This window comes from Streptomyces sp. WAC00040 (genome assembly GCF_056835925.1).
The window spans coordinates 2252173-2271096 of record NZ_JAKQZE010000001.1; the positions used below are offsets into that span (position 1 = coordinate 2252173).

Annotated in this window: 22 protein-coding genes; 15 read left to right on the forward strand and 7 right to left on the reverse strand. The window is 70.3% G+C overall.

Features of this window, described 5'->3' with window-relative positions; all coding sequences use genetic code 11:
- The first annotated feature begins 69 nt into the window (after positions 1–69).
- On the forward strand, positions 70–1029 hold the full coding sequence (locus tag MDN94_RS10305; RefSeq protein ID WP_482725561.1) for a DMT family transporter: 960 nt from the start codon (positions 70–72) through the stop codon (positions 1027–1029).
- On the opposite strand, the gene MDN94_RS10310 is transcribed toward MDN94_RS10305, so the two are convergent.
- Positions 986–1879: a LysR family transcriptional regulator gene (locus tag MDN94_RS10310; protein ID WP_482725562.1), complete on the reverse strand. Its 894-nt coding sequence runs from the start codon at positions 1877–1879 to the stop codon at positions 986–988. The genes MDN94_RS10305 and MDN94_RS10310 overlap by 44 nt on opposite strands.
- A 1-nt stretch (position 1880) precedes the next feature.
- Complete coding sequence (locus MDN94_RS10315) at positions 1881–2270, reverse strand: PLD nuclease N-terminal domain-containing protein (RefSeq protein WP_189467092.1); 390 nt, start codon at positions 2268–2270, stop codon at positions 1881–1883.
- A 90-nt stretch (positions 2271–2360) separates the two neighbouring features.
- On the opposite strand from MDN94_RS10315, the gene MDN94_RS10320 reads away from it, so the two are divergent.
- From MDN94_RS10320 to mqnP, 3 genes are read left to right on the forward strand one after another with little or no spacing between them, the layout of a single operon-like run.
- Positions 2361–3812, forward strand: a complete 1452-nt coding sequence (locus MDN94_RS10320; protein WP_482725563.1) for a menaquinone biosynthesis decarboxylase — start codon at positions 2361–2363, stop codon at positions 3810–3812.
- Positions 3809–4282, forward strand: coding sequence for a hypothetical protein (locus tag MDN94_RS10325; protein WP_482725564.1), 474 nt, complete (start codon positions 3809–3811; stop codon positions 4280–4282). Before MDN94_RS10320 ends, MDN94_RS10325 begins: the two co-directional genes overlap by 4 nt.
- Positions 4279–5202: a menaquinone biosynthesis prenyltransferase MqnP gene (gene mqnP, locus MDN94_RS10330; protein WP_482725565.1), complete on the forward strand. Its 924-nt coding sequence runs from the start codon at positions 4279–4281 to the stop codon at positions 5200–5202. Before MDN94_RS10325 ends, mqnP begins: the two co-directional genes overlap by 4 nt.
- A gap of 13 nt (positions 5203–5215) precedes the next feature.
- On the opposite strand, the gene MDN94_RS10335 is transcribed toward mqnP, so the two are convergent.
- Positions 5216–5806 carry a rhomboid family intramembrane serine protease gene (locus MDN94_RS10335; protein ID WP_482725566.1) on the reverse strand — a complete coding sequence of 197 codons (591 nt, stop codon included), beginning with the start codon at positions 5804–5806 and terminating at the stop codon, positions 5216–5218.
- A 110-nt stretch (positions 5807–5916) separates the two neighbouring features.
- On the opposite strand from MDN94_RS10335, the gene MDN94_RS10340 reads away from it, so the two are divergent.
- Positions 5917–6579, forward strand: coding sequence for a UbiX family flavin prenyltransferase (locus MDN94_RS10340; protein WP_373465422.1), 663 nt, complete (start codon positions 5917–5919; stop codon positions 6577–6579).
- Here the strand turns inward: MDN94_RS10340 and MDN94_RS10345 are convergent.
- Entirely contained in the window at positions 6576–6722 is a 147-nt protein-coding gene (locus MDN94_RS10345) for a hypothetical protein (protein WP_482725567.1), read from the reverse strand. The two genes, MDN94_RS10340 and MDN94_RS10345, sit on opposite strands and share 4 nt — an antisense overlap.
- Before the next feature lie 130 nt (positions 6723–6852).
- Between MDN94_RS10345 and MDN94_RS10350 the strand changes: the two genes are divergently transcribed.
- From MDN94_RS10350 to MDN94_RS10375, 6 genes are all read left to right on the forward strand, one after another.
- Positions 6853–7308, forward strand: coding sequence for an Lrp/AsnC family transcriptional regulator (locus tag MDN94_RS10350; RefSeq protein ID WP_005313883.1), 456 nt, complete (start codon positions 6853–6855; stop codon positions 7306–7308).
- A gap of 50 nt (positions 7309–7358) precedes the next feature.
- Entirely contained in the window at positions 7359–8522 is a 1164-nt protein-coding gene (gene mqnE / locus MDN94_RS10355) for an aminofutalosine synthase MqnE (protein WP_482725568.1), read from the forward strand.
- 75 nt (positions 8523–8597) lie between these two features.
- Positions 8598–9122 carry a GNAT family N-acetyltransferase gene (locus MDN94_RS10360; RefSeq protein ID WP_482725569.1) on the forward strand — a complete coding sequence of 175 codons (525 nt, stop codon included), beginning with the start codon at positions 8598–8600 and terminating at the stop codon, positions 9120–9122.
- A 64-nt stretch (positions 9123–9186) separates the two neighbouring features.
- Positions 9187–9483, forward strand: coding sequence for a DUF4229 domain-containing protein (locus tag MDN94_RS10365; protein WP_307707720.1), 297 nt, complete (start codon positions 9187–9189; stop codon positions 9481–9483).
- A gap of 296 nt (positions 9484–9779) precedes the next feature.
- Positions 9780–11153 carry a dicarboxylate/amino acid:cation symporter gene (locus tag MDN94_RS10370; protein WP_482725570.1) on the forward strand — a complete coding sequence of 458 codons (1374 nt, stop codon included), beginning with the start codon at positions 9780–9782 and terminating at the stop codon, positions 11151–11153.
- A 439-nt stretch (positions 11154–11592) separates the two neighbouring features.
- Positions 11593–12270, forward strand: coding sequence for a TetR/AcrR family transcriptional regulator (locus MDN94_RS10375; RefSeq protein WP_482725571.1), 678 nt, complete (start codon positions 11593–11595; stop codon positions 12268–12270).
- Here MDN94_RS10375 and MDN94_RS10380 read toward each other — a convergent pair.
- Positions 12239–12664 carry a MaoC family dehydratase gene (locus tag MDN94_RS10380; RefSeq protein WP_482725572.1) on the reverse strand — a complete coding sequence of 142 codons (426 nt, stop codon included), beginning with the start codon at positions 12662–12664 and terminating at the stop codon, positions 12239–12241. The two genes, MDN94_RS10375 and MDN94_RS10380, sit on opposite strands and share 32 nt — an antisense overlap.
- A 296-nt stretch (positions 12665–12960) precedes the next feature.
- Positions 12961–13164 (reverse strand): cold-shock protein, encoded by a 204-nt coding sequence (locus tag MDN94_RS10385; RefSeq protein ID WP_003967102.1) that lies wholly within the window; start codon positions 13162–13164, stop codon positions 12961–12963.
- 294 nt (positions 13165–13458) lie between these two features.
- Here MDN94_RS10385 and MDN94_RS10390 point away from each other — a divergent pair, with 294 nt between their 5' ends.
- The 4 genes from MDN94_RS10390 to MDN94_RS10405 all read left to right on the forward strand — a co-directional run bounded on the left by MDN94_RS10390 (position 13459) and on the right by MDN94_RS10405 (position 18001).
- Positions 13459–14334, forward strand: coding sequence for a menaquinone biosynthetic enzyme MqnA/MqnD family protein (locus tag MDN94_RS10390; RefSeq protein ID WP_482725573.1), 876 nt, complete (start codon positions 13459–13461; stop codon positions 14332–14334).
- Positions 14335–14421: 87 nt separating this feature from the next.
- A complete protein-coding gene (locus MDN94_RS10395; RefSeq protein ID WP_482725574.1) occupies positions 14422–16119 on the forward strand; it encodes a protein kinase domain-containing protein in 1698 nt (565 codons plus the stop codon).
- 75 nt (positions 16120–16194) lie between these two features.
- Positions 16195–17394 (forward strand): cyclic dehypoxanthinyl futalosine synthase, encoded by a 1200-nt coding sequence (gene mqnC / locus MDN94_RS10400; RefSeq protein WP_482725575.1) that lies wholly within the window; start codon positions 16195–16197, stop codon positions 17392–17394.
- 7 nt (positions 17395–17401) lie between these two features.
- On the forward strand, positions 17402–18001 hold the full coding sequence (locus MDN94_RS10405; protein ID WP_482725576.1) for a hypothetical protein: 600 nt from the start codon (positions 17402–17404) through the stop codon (positions 17999–18001).
- A 70-nt stretch (positions 18002–18071) separates the two neighbouring features.
- Here the strand turns inward: MDN94_RS10405 and MDN94_RS10410 are convergent, their stop codons facing one another.
- Complete coding sequence (locus MDN94_RS10410) at positions 18072–18923, reverse strand: hypothetical protein (RefSeq protein ID WP_482725577.1); 852 nt, start codon at positions 18921–18923, stop codon at positions 18072–18074.
- Position 18924 lies beyond the last annotated feature (1 nt).

Below are 18924 nucleotides of genomic sequence, written 5' to 3' on the forward strand. Positions count from 1 at the left end.
TGGGCCCATCGGCAGGACGCCCCACTGGCGCGTGGACCGCCCCGGTATGCCGCTCGTAGCTTCACAGACATGACAACCGAGACCGTGCAGACCGCCGCGGACGCCACCAGGCGCGGTACCGTCGAACTCACCCTGGCCATGGTGCTCTCCGGCACCCTCGGCATCTTCGTCGTCGAGTCGGGCGCCTCCCCGTTCGAGGTCGTGTTCTTCCGCTGCCTGTTCGGCGCCCTCGCCCTCGGCGCCTACTGCCTGGCCCGCGGCTACTTCACCGACCACGCCTTCACACCGAAGAAGCTGGGGCTCGCCGCGCTCGGCGGCGTATTCATCGTCTTCAACTGGGTGTTCCTCTTCGAGGCGTACGAGGAGTCGTCCATCTCGCTCGCGACCGTCGTCTACCACACCCAGCCGTTCTACGTGGTGCTGCTCGGCGCGCTGCTGTTCAAGGAGCGGCTGACCGCCGCGACCTTCGGCTGGCTCGGCGTCGCGTTCGCCGGTCTCGTCCTCGTCTCCGGCGTGAGCCCCACGGACCCCGGCCCGCTCGCCGGGCTGGGATTCGCCCTGCTGGCCGCGTTGTTCTACGCCGTCTCCACGGTGATCACCAAGCGCGTCACCGGTGTGAAGCCGCATCTGGTCGCGCTGGTGCAGGTGCTGGTCGGCATCCCGCTGCTGCTGCCCTTCGCCGACTTCGCGGCGGTGAGCGGTCTCGACGTCGGCTGGGCCTGGCTGGTGGGCCTCGGCCTGATCCACACCTGCCTCATGTACGTGCTGATGTACTCGGCCTACCAGAAGCTCGCCACCGCGAAGATCGCCGTGCTGGCCTTCGTCTACCCGGCCGTCGCCATGGTCGCCGACTGGGCGGTGTACGGGCACCACATCGGGCTGGTGCAGGCGCTCGGCGTCCCGCTGATCCTCCTGGCCTCGCTGCGGATCAACCGCGCCCGGCAACCGCGCACCGTGGCCCGCTCCGCCACGACCAAGGCTTCCGCTACGACTCCTGCTCCCGCACCAGCCGCACCGTCTCGTCGATGAACAGCCGCACATGCCGGGGCAGCCGCTTCCCCTCCCGCCACGCCACCTGCGTGTGCAGCCGGAACGGCGGCTCCCACGGCAGCGCCACCAGCGCCCCGGACGCCAGCTCCGCATCGACCGTCATCCGGGGCAGCAGCGCGACGCCGAGACCTGCGGCCACACCCCGCTTGGTCGCCTCGATCGTGCCGAACTCCATGAACGGCGGCGGCGCCCCGGTCCGCTCGCGCAGTTCGCCCTCGAAGAGGTCCCGGTACGGGCAGCCCGGTTCGGTGCCCACCAGCTGGGCGTCCGCCAGGTCGGCGGTGGTCAGCTGCCCGGCGCCCGCCAGCGGATGGCCGGGCGCGGCCACCAGTACCAGCGGCTCCGGAGCCAGGACCTCGCTCTCGAGGCCCGGGTGCTCCGTCTCCCGTTCCATCAGGAAGCCGATGTCGTACACGCCGTGGCGCAGCGCCTGGCGGGTCTCGTCGCCCAGGGTGGGGCGCAGCGACAGTTTGACCCGGGGATAGCGGTGGTGGAACAGCTCGAGCAGTTCCGGGAGCCGGTAGGAGGTGAGCGACTCCATGGTGCCGATGGTGATGGCGCCCGCCGGTTCGTCGGTCTCGACGACGGCCGCCCGCGCCTCTTCCGACAGTTCGATGATCCTGCGGGCGTAGGGCACCAGTCGTTCGCCCGCCTCCGTGAGCCGGATGCGGCTGCCGAGCCGGTCGAACAGCTCGGTGTCCAGGGAGCTCTCCAGCGAGCGGATCTGGCTGGTGACGCTCGACTGGGCGTACTTCAGCTCGGCCGCGGCCTGCGTGAAGCTGAGGTGTGCCGCGACCTTCTCGAAGGTGACCAGCAGGCGGATCTCCACGTCAGGACTTGTCGCCCTCGCCGCCCTGCTCGCGCTTCTTCAGCTCATCCTCGCGGCGGCGCAGGTCGGCCTCCCAGTCCTTGAGGACCGCCTCGTCCTTCTCGTTCTCGTCCTTGAGGGACTTCAGGAAGTCCGGATTGTCGTCGGGGGCGACCCACTGCGTGCGGTGGTTGCGGTGCCATTCGGAGGGGGTGCGGCCGCCGGCCGGGGCGTGGCGCATCTTGCCGGCGGCGAACCAGACGATCGGGCCGACGATCCAGAAAAGCAGGATGATGAACACCCAGGCCAGCTTGGGGAGATGCTTCGCCTCGTCCTCGGGGGTGTTCAGGCAGTCGACGAACGCGTAGATCGTCAGCGCCAGCGGCAGGATGTACATCAGCGCCCTGAGCATGTGGGACAGCCCCCTGGAGACTTAGGCGGGGCGGCGTTTCCCCGGCCCCGGTGACGGGGCCAGGGTAGCGGGTGACCGATACTTGACCCCATGGCTTACGACGATCTTCGCTCCCTGCTCCGGGCGCTGGAGCGCGAGGGCGACCTCAAGCGCATCAAGGCCGAAGTCGACCCGTATCTCGAGGTCGGGGAGATCGTCGACCGGGTGAACAAGGCAGGTGGTCCGGCCCTGCTGTTCGAGAACGTGCGCGGCTCCGCGATGCCGCTCGCGATGAACGTGTTCGGCACCGACCGCCGGCTGCTGAAGTCGCTCGGGCTGAAGTCCTACGCGCAGATCAGCGACAAGATCGGCGGGCTGCTCAAGCCCGAGCTGCCGCACGGCTTCATCGGGGTGCGCGAGGCGTTCGGCAAGCTCGGGTCGATGGTCCACGTGCCGCCGAAGAAGGTGAAGGACGCGCCCGTGCACGAGGTCGTCCTGCGCGGGGACGACGTCGACCTGGACGCTCTGCCCGCGCTGTTCACCTGGCCCAAGGACGGCGGCTCCTTCTTCAACCTGGGCCTCACCCACACCAAGCACCCGGAGACGGGCGTACGGAACCTCGGCCTGTACCGCCTCCAGCGCCACGACCGGCGCACCATCGGGATGCACTGGCAGATCCACAAGGACAGCCGCAACCACTACGCCGTGGCGGCGGAGCGGGGCGAGCGGCTGCCGGTCGCCATCGCGTTCGGTTGCCCCCCGGCCGTGACGTACGCCTCGACCGCGCCGCTGCCCGGCGACATCGACGAGTACCTGTTCGCCGGTTTCGTCGCGGGCAAGCGGATCGAGATGGTCGACTGCAAGACGGTGCCGCTCCAGGTGCCGGCGAACGCCGAGGTCGTCCTGGAGGGCTGGCTGGAGCCGGGGGAGATGCTGCCCGAGGGCCCCTTCGGCGACCACACCGGCTTCTACACGCCGCAGGAACCCTTCCCGGCCCTGACCATCGACTGCGTCACGATGCGCAAGCGGCCGCTGCTCCAGTCGATCGTGGTGGGCCGGCCGCCGACGGAGGACGGGCCGCTGGGGCGGGCGACCGAGCGTTTCTTCCTGCCGCTGCTGAAGATCATCGTGCCGGACATCGTGGACTACCACCTGCCGGAGTCGGGCGGCTTCCACAACTGCGCCATCGTCTCGATCGACAAGAAGTACCCGAAGCACGCCCAGAAGGTGATGCACGCCATCTGGGGCGCGCACATGATGTCGCTGACCAAGCTCATCGTGGTGGTGGACAAGGACTGCGACGTCCACGACCTGCACGAAGTCTCCTGGCGCGCGCTCGGCAACACCGACTACGCACGCGACCTCACCGTCGTCGAAGGCCCAGTCGACCATCTGGACCACGCGTCCTACCAGCAGTTCTGGGGCGGCAAGGCAGGCATCGACGCGACGCGCAAACTGCCGGAGGAGGGGTACACGCGGGACGGAGGCTGGCCGGAGATGGTCGAGTCCGATCCCTCGACGGCGGCGCTCGTCGACCGCCGCTGGAAGGAGTACGGCCTGTGAGTCCCATCGCCGTGGGCGGCCCCGCCCTCTACATCGGCACCGACACCGACTACGTGGCCCTGGTACGCCCCGAGCTCGACCCCGCCGACCCGGGTGTCCGGCTGGCCGCCGAGCAGGCGGGCGTCGCGCCCGAGGAGTTCGCGGGCGCCGGCGACACCTGGGCGGTCCTTGTGGAGAACGACGGCGAGGGCGACGGCTTCGAGCTGCCCGGTGTACGCGACGCGGAGCCCGCCGATTTCGCGGAGCGGCTGCGCTCGGAGCTCGCCGCGGCGTCCGGGCCGTTCACCGTCGACGGCGGGGCCGTGCTGAGTCTGGACGCGCGTCCTGCCGGTGCGGACGCGTACGCCTTCACGGCGCGCGTCACACCGCCCGACGACGAGACCGGGACGCCGCTGACCGTGGAGACGGGGCCGCTGCCCGTCGCCGGGCTGCTGGCCGACCTCGACGCGTTCCTCGGGAGCCTCGCATGATGACGACCGCCGACGGGGTCGTGGGTTCCGGCCCGGCACCGCAGCCCACCGGGAAGGTGAAGGCCTTCCTGCGGCTGGTGATGATCGAGCACTCGGTATTCGCGCTGCCCTTCGCCTACATCGCCGCCCTCACCGCGATGTTCCAGCTGGACGGGCGGGTCCACTGGACGGACCTGCTGCTCGTCACCGTCGCCATGGTGGGTCTGCGGACCTTCGCAATGGCCTGCAACCGGATCATCGACCGCGAGATCGACGCACGGAACCCGCGCACCGCGGGGCGCGAACTGGTCACGGGCGCGGTGTCCGTACGGTCCGCGTGGACCGGCGCGCTGATCGCGCTGGTCGTCTTCCTCGGCGCGGCGGCGCTGCTCAACCCGCTGTGCCTGGCGCTCGCGCCCGTCGCGGTCGTGCCGATGGTGGTCTATCCGTACGGCAAGCGGTTCACCGACTTCCCGCACGCCATCCTCGGTCTCGCGCAGGCCATCGGCCCCGTCGGCGCGTGGATCGCGGTCACGGGCGAGTGGTCGTGGGACGCGGTGATCCTGGGTCTGGCCGTGGGCGTGTGGATCGGCGGCTTCGACCTGATCTTCGCCTGCCAGGACGTGCAGGCCGACCGCGCCCATGGGGTGAAGTCCGTCCCGGCCCGCTTCGGCATCCCGGCCGCGCTGTACGGCGCCCGCGCCTCGCACGTCGTGACGACGGGCCTGCTCGTCTGGTTCGCGCTGGCGACGGACGCGGGCGTGCTGTTCTGGGCGGGCCTGGTGATCGTTGCGGCGGCGTTCCTCTACGAGCACACGATCGTCCGGCCGCACGACCTGTCCCGTCTGAACAGGGCTTTCTTCACGACGAACGGCTTCATCGGGATCTCGCTCTTCGTGTGCGCCCTGCTCGATCTCGTGGTGCGGGGCCTGACGGTCTGACCGCCCCGTCCGCTCAGGCGCGGGCGCGGGCGCGGAAGACGAACGCGGCCCCGATGCCCGCCAGCAGGCCGAAGAGGTGGCCCTGCCAGCTCACGCCCGTGTTCGCGGGGGAGAGACCGAACAGGATCGAGCTGCCCCAGACCGCGCCGATCAGCAGGCCCACGCACACGTCCAGCAGCTTGCGCTCCACGAAGCCGCGCACCACGAGGTAGCCGAAGAGCCCGAAGACCAGGCCGGAGGCCCCGGCGGTGTTGGCCCCCGAGGGGGAGAACAGCCAGACGCCGATGCCCGCCACCAGGATGATCATCAGCGCCACGGCGAGGAAGCGGCGCACGCCGGCCAGCGCCGCCAGGAAGCCGAAGACCAGCAGCGGGACGCTGTTGGCGGCGAGATGCGCGAAGCCGAAGTGCATGAACGCCGACGGCACGATGTCGACCAGTTCGTCCGGCTCACGGGCGACCACGCCGTAGGAGTCGAGGGCGTGTCCCGTCGCCACGTCGACCGCTTCCAGCAGCCACAGCAGGGCGACGAAGGCGAGGACCAGCTTGGCCGCGGCCCCGGCCCGCTCCGATCTGCCCCACTCCTTGACCTCTGTACGGGTCATCGTCGCCCCCTGCGGTGTGCACGCGCTTGTGTGACGGGAACGTCCCGCGCACCGTGCCCGGTTCCGCGTTCGCGCGGCCGGATAGGCTCGGCGGTGTGGAGCAGCGAGAAGTGAACAGTCGACGGCCCTGGGTCGTGGGGGTGTCCGGTGCTTCCGGCACGCCGTACGCGGCCGCCGTGCTGCGCGGTCTGCTGGCCGCCGGCGAGAGCGTGGACCTGGTGGTCAGCAGGGCCTCGCGGCTGACGTTGCTCGACGAGACCGGTATCGCCTTCCGGGACGCGCACTGGCAGGAGGACCTGCGGCAGTGGCTGGCCAGGGGAGCCGACGGGAAGCCGGACAGCTTCGACGTCGATGTGAGCGACGTGCGGCACTGGGCGGCCGGGGACCTCGCCGCCGGGCCGTCGTCGGGGTCGTACCCGGTGAAGGGGATGTTGATCGTGCCGGCGTCGACCGCCTGTGTGGCGGGTGTGGCGCTCGGGCTCTCGAAGGATCTGCTGCAGCGGGCGGCGAGCGTGACGCTCAAGGAACGGCGCCCTCTGGTGGTCGCCGTGCGGGAGACCCCGCTGAACGGACAGACCCTGAAGCACCTGGTGACGCTGGACGAGGCGGGCGCAGTGGTGCTGCCCGCCTCTCCGGCGTTCTACGCGGGGGCGACGCACATCCAGGATCTGGTGGACTTCGTCGCGGGGCGGGTGCTCGATGCGGCAGGGGTGCCGCATCGGCTGTACCGCCGCTGGAAGGGGGAGCTGGGTGGTGGCTCCGGAGGCGATTAGCGCTTCTTGCCGGTGCGCGGTGCGCGGGCCGTGGTGGCCTTGCGGGCGGCAGCGGGCTGGTGGGCACGCGAGCGGTTGGCCAGCTCCTGCAGCTGTCGCATGTGGGCGTAGGCCATCTCGATCGTGTACACGGTAAGTGTCATCTCCTGTATGGATCGTGATCCTGTGGGATCAACTCTGATCATTTGAGTGAATCGCAGGGTGTCGGCCCTGTGTACCTTAGATTCTACACGTAAACTTGCGGTATCGCTGAATAATGGAAGGCTCAGGCATATGGACGCCGTGGACAGGCAGCTCATCCAGGCCCTGCGCGAGAACGGCAGGGCTTCGTACGCCGAGCTCGGCCGGCTCGTGGGGCTCTCGGGCCCCTCCGTCACCGACCGCATCAACCGCCTGGAAGCGGCGGGCGTCATCACCGGGTACCGCGCCACCGTCGACGCCCGCTCCCTGGGCCTCGGCGTCACGGCCCTGATCGGCATCTCGCTCTCCGACGCCGCGGACCACGAGGACGTGGCGCGCAGGCTGAAGGACCTTGCGGAGATCGAGGACTGCTGGTTCATCGCCGGCGACGACTCGTACATGCTCAAGGTGCGCGCGAGCGACGTGGACGGCCTCGAGAAGACGATCCGCCGGCTCTCCGGGACGCGCGGCGTCTCGCGCACACGGACCACCATCGTGCTCTCCACCAAGTGGGAGAACCGGGTCGGCGACCTGCCGGAGGAGAGCTAGGGATACCGTGGGTGGAGCCCGATTGGTAGACGTATGGGAGGCGGCCCGAAGTGGACGCAGGACTCAAGCGCGAGCTCGAGGAGAAGGTCCGGGCCGGTGAGCGGCTGACGCGTGAGGACGGCATGGCCCTCTACGAGTCGGACGACCTGGCATGGCTCGGCGGTCTCGCGCACGAGGTGCGCACCCGCAAGAACGGCGACGTCGTCCACTTCAACGTCAACCGGCACCTCAACATGACCAACGTGTGCACCGCGTCGTGCGCCTACTGCTCGTTCCAGCGCAAGCCGGGCGAGAAGGACGCGTACACCATGCGCATCGAGGAGGCCGTCCGCCTCGCGAAGGCGATGGAGGGCGAGAACCTCACCGAGCTGCACATCGTCAACGGGCTCCACCCCAACCTGCCCTGGCGCTACTACCCGCGCTCGCTCTCCGAGCTCAAGAAGGCCCTGCCGAACGTCTCGCTGAAGGCCTTCACAGCCACCGAGATCCACCACTTCGAGACGATCTCCGGGCTCAGCGCCTCCGAGATCCTCGACGAGCTCATCGAGGCCGGTCTGGAGTCGCTGACCGGCGGCGGCGCGGAGATCTTCGACTGGGAGGTCCGCCAGCACATCGTCGACCACCGCACCCACTGGGAGGACTGGTCGCGCATCCACCGCCTGGCGCACGAGAAGGGCCTCAAGACCCCGTGCACCATGCTGTACGGGCACATCGAGGAGCCGCGCCACCGGGTCGACCATGTGCTGCGGCTGCGTGAACTCCAGGACGAGACCGGTGGTTTCCAGGTCTTCATCCCGCTGCGCTACCAGCACGACTTCGTGGACATGCAGGACGGCAAGGTCCGCAACAAGCTCCAGGCGCGCACCACGATGGCGACCGGGGCGGAGGCGCTCAAGACCTTCGCCGTGTCGCGGCTGCTGTTCGACAACGTGCCGCACGTCAAGGTCTTCTGGGTGATGCACGGTGTGCAGACCGCCCAACTCGCCCTTCAGCACGGGGCGGACGACATGGACGGCTCGGTCGTCGAGTACAAGATCACGCACGACGCGGACAACTACGGGACGCCGAACAAGCTGACCCGTGACGACCTGCTCGACCTGATCCGCGACGCCGGCTTCCGTCCCGTGGAGCGCAACACCCGCTACGAGATCATCCGCGAGTACCCGGGCCCCGACGCCGACCGTCGCGAGTCGCCGCAGCCCATGCGAGTCTGAGACCCCGGACCGCGTCCGTCTCGCTCTGCGAACCCCGGCCCCGACCGGGGTTCGCCGTTTTCTACGCTGGCTGGCATGGCCCTCACCTTCGAACTCGACCCGGCCCTCACGAACGAGCTGCGGGACGGTGTCGTCGCGCTCTGGACGGACGTCAGCAACGCCGGCGGCGCCGTCGGCTTCGTCCCGCCCGTGTCGGCCGAGGACGTCCGGCCGGGGTGGCTCGGCCACCTCACCGCCATCGCCGACGGTCGGATGCGGCTGCTCGTCGGCCGCGACGAGGCCGGCGCGATCGCGGCCACCGCCTTCCTCGCCTTCAACACCCACCGCCTGATGAAGCACTGGATCTGGCTCTACACGGTGATGGTCCACCCCTGCCACCAGGGCAGGGGCTACGGGCGCGATCTGATGGCGGCCGCCGCCGACGCCGCCCGCGGGTTCGACGGCATCGAGGCGATACGTCTGACCTGCCGCGGCGGCACCGGCGCCGACCACTTCTACGCCGCCTGCGGCTACAAGGAGGTCGGCCGGGTGCCGGGGGCGATCCGGGTCGGAGACGGCGACGACCGCGACGACGTCATCATGCTGCTGCCCCTCGGCTAGCGCCTCCGGGCGGCGTGCTTCACTGGACAGGCACCCACGTCGTACGCAAGGAAGAAGGCCCGCCGTGTCCGCTGCAAGGACGAGTGCCGCGATCAAGTACACCGCACTGCGTCTGGCGATCTTCGTCGGCTGTTTCGTCGTCGTCGCCGGACTGGTCCAGGTCGGCGCTCTCCCCAAGGGCCTCGGCGACTCCAACTTCGTCTGGGTCGTGCTGCTCGCGCTCGTGCTCTCCGCGCCGCTCAGCTTCGTGCTGCTGCGCAAGCAGCGTGACGCGATGTCAGCCCAGATCGTCACCAAGGTGGACAGCGCCAAGGCCCGTCTCGAGGCCAACCGCAAGCAGGAGGACGGCGTCACCCAGTAGGGCGGGCCGACGGTCACCCGGCAGGGCGGGCCGACAGGGGCCCCAAAGGGGAGCTTTGAGCTTCGATAAGTTCAAGTGTTAACGTGTTCGGCGTGAAGACAGCAGTGCGCCACCCAGACGCCGCGAGCCTCCTGCTCGTGGCGCGCCTGCATGTCGATCTGTGCCGCTGCATGTCCGCGGTCTGTTGCCGCCACATCTGACAACCCGGCATCACGCAGCGGCGCCGCGCCTTCGCGCGCACGGGCGCCGCACCCCCGTCCCCTGTCTTTCCCGAGCGCCACCACTGGAGTGCGTCCGTGTCCGCGAACACCGCGTCCACCCCTGCCGGAAATCCGTCCGGCTCCGGATTCCGTATACCCAAGGTCCCCTTCTGGGCCCAGATCGTCGCCGGTCTGGCGCTCGGCGTCCTGCTCGGCGCCCTTGCCCGCAGCCAGGACATCGGCTGGCTGAAGGACACCCTCGACCAGGTCGGCTCGATCTTCGTCCAGCTGCTGAAGCTGGCCGTCGCACCGCTCGTGTTCTTCGCCATCCTGGTGTCGATCACTAACCTGCGGAAGGTCAACAACGCCGCACGGCTGGCCGGCCGCACGCTGCTGTGGTTCATGATCACTTCGCTGATCGCCGTGGCCATCGGCCTCGTCATCGGACTGGTCACGAACCCGGGCGCGGGCACGGGCCTCACCCCGAAGGACGGCCAGAAGCCGGAGAACGCCGGAACCTGGATCGACTTCCTCACCGGCATCGTCCCGACGGACATCATCACGCCGTTCACCGAGCTGGAAGTGCTCCAGATCGTCTTCATGGCCGCCGTCGCGGGTATTGCCGCGCTCAAGCTGGGTGACCGCGCCAAGCCGATACTCGACCTGAGCGAGTCGGTGCTCGAGCTGCTCCAGAAGGCCCTGTGGTGGGTCATCCGCCTCGCCCCCATCGGCACCGTCGGCCTCATCGGCTTCGCCATCGCCGACTACGGCTGGGAGCTCATCGGTAAGTACGCCACCTTCACCGCCGACGTCTACATCGGCTGCGCCCTTGTCCTGTTCGGCGTCTACCCGCTGCTGCTCGCGACCGTCGCCAAGGTCAACCCCGTCCAGTTCTTCAGAGGCGCCTGGCCGGCCATCCAGCTGGCGTTCGTGTCCCGCTCCTCGGTCGGCACCATGCCGGTCACCCAGAAGGTCACCGAGCGTCTCGGCGTCCCGAAGGAGTACACGAGCTTCGCGGTCCCGTTCGGTGCGACCACCAAGATGGACGGCTGCGCCGCCATCTACCCGGCGCTCGCCGCGATCTTCATCGCGCAGATCTTCGACGTGCAGCTCGGCATCCAGGACTACCTGCTGATCGCCTTCGTCTCCGTGGTCGGCTCCGCCGCCACCGCCGGTCTGACCGGCGCCACGGTCATGCTGACGCTGACCCTGTCCACCCTGGGCCTCCCGCTGGAGGGCGTCGGCCTGCTGATGGCGATCGACCCGATCCTGGACATGATGCGCACCGCCACCAACGTCGCGGGACAGGCGCTCGTTCCCGTCATCGTCGCGGCGCGTGAGCAGATCCTCGACCACGACGCGTACAACAGCGCCACTTCCTCGCCGATCGACGACGCCGACGGTGGGTCCGACGCCGGCACCGACGCCGTGACGGTCGAAGAGAAGGGGACCGTGCCGGTCCCCGCCTGACGTCGCACCGCGTCCGGCGGTCCGTGCGACCGCCTCTCCTCGTGGGCCTCTCCCGTCAGCGGGCGAGGCCCACGGTCTTCCGCGGGTCTTCCGCGGGGCGATGCGGCGAACCCGGTTCGCCACGGACTGCCGCCGGTGGATTTCCGGCAGGTCGGGCACAGTGATCGAGAGGGCATGAAGCAGATCCGGCCCTGATCCGCCGATGGACCGGCTCCTGGTGAAGCCCAGAACGCCGACCGTGTGCTGTGTCCGCCTCGCCGCGGGCACAGCACACGCATGTCCGGGGCCGCCCGGATACGGCCGAGACCCGTCGCGTGCGGTTGACCCCGTCGCGCGGAGTGGACCTTAATGCGGGCCATGAACGCCGCTATGACGGAGTCAACTGCCAGGGTCGTAGGCTTACTGCTGAGTAAGGGCACGGGGCGGGAGGAACACTGAGATGAGTGCGGTGAAGAGCGCGAGGACCAAGCGCATGCCGCGGGCCGTGCGCGAGCAGCAGATGATGGACGCCGCCGTGCGGACCTTCGGGCAGCTGGGCTACCGGGCCGCCTCGATGGACGAGATCGCGGAGCTCGCCGGTGTCTCCAAGCCCCTGGTGTACCTGTACCTGAACTCCAAGGAGGAGCTCTTCACCGCCTGCATCAGGCGAGAGGCGCAGCGGCTGACCGCGGCCGTCCAGGCGGCCATCCAGCCGGGGCTGACGGCGGATCAGCAGATGTGGGCGGGGCTGGAGGCCTTCTTCCGTCACACGCGGGAGAACCCTGACGGCTGGTCGGTGCTGCACCGCCAGGCGCGTACCCACGGCGAGCCGTTCGCGGCGGAGGTCGCGCGGATGCGGGCGGAGATCGCCGCCTTCGTGACCGTGCTGATCGGCGCGGCGGCCGAACAGGGTGTGCCTCCGGCGCCGGGAACGGCGGGCTCGCACCGCAGTTCCGAGCTGGCCGACCGGGACATCGAAGGCCTCGCTCAGGCGCTCGTGGGGGCCGCGGAGTCGCTCGCGGGGTGGGCGAACGACTCCGGAGGCATCTCGGCGAAGGAGGCCGCCGGCCTTTTGATGAACTTCGCCTGGACCGGCCTGGGGGGCCTCATGCGCGGGGAGCGCTGGTCTCCCCGGTGAGGTGCACGCGGTCGCCGCTGCGCAGTTCGAAGCGGGTGCCGCCCGGGGCGGTGCGTGCCGCGTAGGTGACATCGGCCGGCAGCAGCACGGGCGCCCGGAACTCGGCCCGGGCGCCCGCCGCCGGCCCCCCGGTCCGCTCGGCCTCCGCCAGGCAGCGGGCGAACGTCCACATGCCGTGGGCGATGGCGCGGGGGAATCCGAAGAGCCTCGCCGTGAGCGGGTGCAGATGGATCGGATTGCGGTCCCCGGAGACGGCGCCGTAGCGGCGTCCCAGGTCACCGGGGACGCGCCACACGGTGACGGCGGGCAACGGCTCGGCGGCGGGGGCGCCTTCCCGCGGACCGTCGTCACCGGTGCGGTGCCGGGCGAGACAGGAGCTGCGGGACTCCCACACCAGTGAGCGGGCGTCTGACGCCGTCGCTGAAGCTGAAGCGCGCGGCGATCGCCCACGACTTCGGGACCGAGATCGAAGCCCTGTACGACGGCGGGAGGGACTGAGGGCCCTCTCGGGAGGCCGCGGGTCCGCCCCGGAGCTGCGGCAGATGTGCGGAGAGGCGGAAAAGAGGCGGAAAAGAGCCGGGAAAGGCCCGGGAAAGGCCCGGGAAAGGCAGGAGCCCCGGCTCCGTACGACGTACGGGGCGGGGCTCCTTGGGTACTGCTGAGTCGTGCGCGATCGCCGACCCTGGCTGACTAGGCCGGGGTGACGTTCTCCGCCTGCGGGCCCTTCGGGCCCTGGGTGACGTCGAAGTTCACGACCTGGTTCTCCTCGAGGGAGCGGAACCCGGACGCGTTGATCGCGGAGTAGTGGACGAAGACATCCGGGCCGCCGCCGTCCTGGGCGATGAAGCCGAAGCCCTTTTCAGCGTTGAACCACTTGACGGTTCCGGTAGCCATAAGCCCTCCTATGGGCCAAAGGGTTGCCCTGCTCCAGAACCTGCAAGAAGTCTGAAAACTACAAAAGCCTGCGGGTTACATGCTCCGCAGGCTCTGTACTGCAAGGGAAACCAAACTGCAACTTGCGTCGAGCCTAGCACGCAGCGTGTGCGCAGCGGTAGAGGGAAAGATCACGTCACCCGGACGTTTGACCGGCCCCTCGTCGCGCTGACGAAGCCCAGCTCGGACGGGTCGCGCCGGAGCTCGCGGCGACCCGACGCGGAGGGATCCGGGGGACAGGTCTAGCCTCACGATGTGGACAGTCTTGGAGAAAGCGCAGCAACCGACCTCCGACGCAGCCGGCCGCGTGTCGGGCACATCCAGTTCCTGAACTGTCTGCCCCTTTACTGGGGGCTCGCCAGGACCGGAACTCTCCTCGATCTCGAACTGACGAAGGACACCCCGGAGAAGCTCAGCGAACGGCTGGTGAGGGGTGAACTCGACATCGCCCCCGTCACGCTCGTCGAATTCCTTCGCAATGCCGACGAACTCGTCGCCTTTCCGGACCTCGCGGTGGGCTGCGACGGCCCGGTGATGTCCTGTGTGATCGTGTCGCAGCTTCCGCTGGAGCAGCTCGACAAGGCACGGGTCGCGCTCGGCTCGACCTCCCGCACATCGGTACGGCTGGCCCAGCTGCTGCTGGCCGAGCAGTATCGGGTCGCCCCCGACTACTACACGTGCCCGCCCGACCTCGGGTTGATGATGCAGGAGGCCGACGCGGCCGTCCTGATCGGCGACGCCGCGCTGCGCGCGTCCCTCCATGACGCTCCCCGCCTCGGTCTCCAGGTCCACGACCTGGGGCAGATGTGGAAGGACTGGACGGGACTGCCGTTCGTCTTCGCCGTCTGGGCCGCGCGCAAGGACTATCTGGCCCGTGAGCCCCGCGTGGTGCGCAAGGTGCACGAGGCCTTCCTCGCCTCGCGGGACCTCTCCCTCGAAGAGGTCGCCAAGGTCGCAGAGCAGGCGGCGCGCTGGGAGGCCTTCGACGCGGAGCTGCTGGAGCGGTACTTCACGACGCTGGACTTCCGCTTCGGTCCCGACCAGCTCGCCGGCGTCACGGAATTCGCCCGCAGGACCGGCCCGACGACCGGCTTCCCGGCTGACGTGAAGGTCGAACTCCTGGGCAGCTGACCGGCGTCACGGCGCCGCGGGCCGGTCGCCCCGGGCAACCCCTAGGCTGTGGCCGACTGGCACAGGATGCCGAACGGGGGAGTTCAGATGCAGCCGCTTGATCCCGGCGAGCCGCGCAGCATCGGCGCGTACCGGCTGCTGGGCAGGCTCGGGGCGGGCGGAATGGGGCGTGTCTATCTGGGGCGCAGCTCCGGCGGGCGCACCGTCGCGGTCAAGGTCGTCCACCCGCACTTCGCGCTCGACGACGAGTTCCGTGCCCGCTTCCGGCGCGAGGTGGAGGCCGCACGCAGGGTCGGTGGGGAGTGGACCGCCCCGGTCCTCGACGCCGGCCCCGACGAGCCGGTCCCGTGGGTGGCGACCGGTTACATCGCCGGACCCTCACTCACCCAGGCGGTCACGGACCACGGGCCGCTCCCCGCGCACTCGGTCCGGGTACTGGGTGAGGGACTGGCACAAGCATTGGTCGCCGTCCACGCGCTGGGACTGGTGCACCGGGACGTGAAGCCCTCCAACGTCCTGCTGACGCTGGAGGGACCGCGGCTGATCGACTTCGGGATCGCCCGTGCCACGGACGGCACCGCGTCCCTCACCTCCACCGGTGTCTCCGTCGGGTCGCCCGGCTACATGTCTCCCGAGCAGATCCTCGGCAAGGGCGTCACGGGCGCCGCCGACGTCTTCTCGCTCGGCGCGGTCCTCGCGTACGCGGCGACCGGCACCGCCCCCTTCCAGGGCGACTCCTCGGCAGCGCTTCTCTACAAAGTCGTGCACGAGGAGCCCGAACTCAGCGCGCTGGACGGCGAACTGCGGGACCTGGTGGGCGCCTGCCTGGCCAAGGACCCGGCCGCCCGGCCGGTCCCCGGCGAGATCGCGGACGGCCTCGCCGTCGCCGCGGGGCCGTCGGGGTGGCTGCCGGGGCCGCTTGTCGAGCAGATCAGCCGCGCGGCGGTGGAACTGCTGCATCTGGAATCGCTGCCGGACGAGCCGACCGGGCCGGGGCCCGTGTCCGCCGCCGAGCCGGGTGCGTCGGGGCCGGTGGCGTTCAGCAGCCCCGCCGTCGGCGTCTTCGGCCCGCCGATCGACCCGGATGCGCCGGGGGCGGCCCCGGCAGGATGGGGGCCGCCGCCCGGCGGTGCGGCGGGCACCCCGGCGCAGCAGGGTCCGCAACCGTCCGGTCCGACGCAGGCGTCGAGGAGCGGCCTCTCGTTCTCCGCGAGCGGTGGCCGGAGGGTGAGCTGCACTCTCGCGCTCACCGTCGCGGGCGCGCTCGCCGCTGTCACGGTCGGCGCCGGGATCCTCCAGGACACCTGGCGAAAGGGCGACGCGGACAAGGGGGACGTCGGGGCACAGCCCCCGCCCTCCGCGACGGCCTCCAAGTCACCGCCGGCCGCGGGCGGCGCCGAGCCCGTCGACGAGGTGCCCAAGGCGTTCGTCGGCACCTGGAGCGGCCCGGCGGTCGAGCGGACCGGTCTGCCGCACGGCACGCTGACCGTCACGTTCACCGAGGGCGGCACGGGGGAGGACATCGTGCGGACGACCACCTCGATCTCCGTGCTGGGGGTGAGCATCGAGTGCCACGGCGTCGGCAAGCTCGCCGCGGGCAGCACGCAGCGGTCCCTGCACGTCGAGGAGCGCACCGACCCCGAACGGCCGGGACAGCAGGGCCAGTGCACCTCGGGGAAGGCCGGACTGGTCTTCACGCTCGACGACGACGGGACACTGCGCTACCGGTCCGACGAGGACGCCGCGGGCCGGCCCACCGCCACACTCACCAAGAAGACCGGCTGACGGCCCGGCCCAGGCGGTGGCGTAGCCTGGATCGGTCCGTAGATCCACCGAAAAACCGCCGAAGGGTGACGCCCGGTGACCGAGAAGGCCGATCTTCAGCCCGTCCTGGACCGTGCCGCAGAAGGCGGGCGGATCACGGCAGAGGAAGCGCTCGAGCTCTACCGCTCCGCTCCGCTGCACGCCCTTGGCGCGGCGGCGGACGCCGTGCGCCGGCGCCGGTACGCCGGCACCGAGCACATCGCGACGTACATCATCGAGCGCAACATCAACTACACCAACGTGTGTGTCACGGCGTGCAAGTTCTGCGCCTTCTACGCCGCGCCGAAGGACACCGCGAAGGGCTGGAGCCGAGACCTCGACGACATCCTGCGCCGCTGCGCGGAGACCGTCGAGCTCGGTGGTACGCAGATCATGTTCCAGGGCGGCCACCACCCGGACTACGGCGTCGAGTACTACGAAGAGCACTTCGCGGCCATCAAGAAGGAGTTCCCGCAGCTGGTGATCCACTCGCTCGGCGCGTCCGAGGTGGAGCACATGGCCCGGATCTCCGGGGTGTCCGTCGAGGAGGCGATCACGCGCATCCACGCCGCCGGTCTGGACTCCTTCGCGGGCGCCGGCGCCGAGTTGCTGCCGGAGCGTCCCCGTAAGGCGATCGCGCCGCTCAAGGAGTCCGGCGAGCGGTGGCTGGAGATCATGGAGATCGCGCACAACCTGGGCGTGGAGTCCACCTCCACCATGCTGATGGGTACCGGCGAGACCAACGCCGAGCGCATCGAGCACCTGCGCATGATCCGCGACGTGCAGGACCGCACGGGCGGCTTCCGCGCGTTCATCCCGTACACCTACCAGCCCGAGAACAACCACCTGAAGGGCCGTACGCAGGCCACGCTCTTCGAGTACCTGCGCATGATCGCGATCGCACGGCTCTTCCTCGACAACGTCGCGCACATCCAGGGCTCCTGGCTCACCACCGGCAAGGAGGTCGGCCAGCTGTCGCTGCACTACGGCGCGGACGACCTCGGCTCGATCATGCTCGAGGAGAACGTCGTCTCCTCGGCGGGCGCCAAGCACCGCTCCAACCGCATGGAGATCATCGACCTGATCCGCAAGTCCGGTCGCGTCCCGGCGCAGCGGACCACGACGTACGAGCACATCGTGGTGCACGACGACCCGGCCGCCGACCCGGTCGACGAGCGGGTCGTGTCGCACATCTCGTCCACGGCGATCGAGGGCGGGACGGCGCACCCAGAGCTGAAGCTGCTCGCGTCGAACTGAGGTCGCCGTGCTGACCATTCACGTGGCCGAGGCCTCGCCCGAGCTCGCCGTCCTCGTCGACGGCGCGCAGGTCGCGGCCGTCGGCCCGTACGAGGAGCTGGCCGCCGTCCGCCCGCAGGCGCGGGTACGGCGGTGGCCCGGCATCCTCACCCCGGGGCTGCTCAACCCCTATGGGCCCGAGCTGCTGGAAGCCACCTACCACCCCGACCCGCGCGAGGCCGCCGAGCTGGGCACCGAGCCGATCACCGGGGAGCGTGCGCAGGCCGTCTTCCGCGCCGACGCGTCACGGCGGGGCGCGAGCGCGCGTCGCGGTGTCCAGCGGCTGCTGGCGCACGGAACGGTCGCAATCGCGGGTGAGTTGCGCAGCCGGCCCGCGCTCGACGCGGTGCGCCGTGCCGGACTGGTCATCGGCGGACGCCCGGCGAAGCTGCCCGGACCCCCGTCCTTCTCGCCCGTGCCGCTCGTCCTGCTCCCCATGCCGAACCCCGGCGGGCCCGCCCGCTTCGCCGTGTTCGACGTACCGGACCGGGCCGAACTGGTGCGGCGCGGGGCGTCGACGTGCGTGGCCACCGTCATCGGCGGGCGGCTGGTCCACCGGGGCAGGTAGCCGGGGCGGGGCTGCCCGGGTCGGCCGCCCGCCGGCCTCGGCCTGCGGGACCGCGAGCCGTCCGGTGACCTCAGCCGCCCGGGATCGACGTCTGCCTCTCCTGCATCGGCTGTTCGTCCGCGATCCGGACCAGGTCGAGGAAGGCCGGGGCGGCGGCCACGGCCAGCAGCTGGTCATTGGTCACCGGAGCGGAGGTGTTCGACGCGTCGTGGGGGTTCAGCGACAGTGACACATCGCTGTCGCCGTACCGGAAGTTCACCGCGGTGCCGGTCACCGCTCCCGAGTTCATGGGCATGGTCGTCGCCTGCGCCTCGATGCCGCCCGGCAGCGTCGCCTCCTCGCACACCATGCCCTTGACGGCGTCGAGGCACGGCTTCTGCGATCGGCCCGGGTCGTGGGGGCGGACCGAGAAGATGAGGACGAACTCCTTGTCGCCCTTCGTCACCTGGTACCGCGTGACGTTGAGGTCCGTTCGCTGTACGGCGCCGATCCCCTCGGGCAGCAACTCCCGCAGGACGCCGACGGCCCGTTGCTGGAAATGCTCCTGACGCGTCCGCTCCGCCGCCGGCAGATCGGCCATCGACTCCTCCCCCGGGGTCGGCTCGACGTGGAGGGGGAGCGACGGGGACGCCGACGCGGCCGGTGGATGTGACGGGGAGGCCGAGGCGGCCGGCGGGGAGGCGGCCGGCGGTGCCGCCGAAGGCCCGCCTGCGGACAGGGCCACGGCACCGGCCGTGCCGATCACCGCCACCGTGAGCACGCAGGAGACGATCGCCAGCCGCGTGCGGCCCTTGCGGCGCCGCCCCTCGGCGAGGGCGGGGCCGCTGAGGTCGGGCAGCGGGGGGAGGTCGGCGGACGCGCGGTCCATGACGTCCCGTACCAGCAGGATGGTCCGGTCCTCGGTGTGTTCCTGATCGTTCATG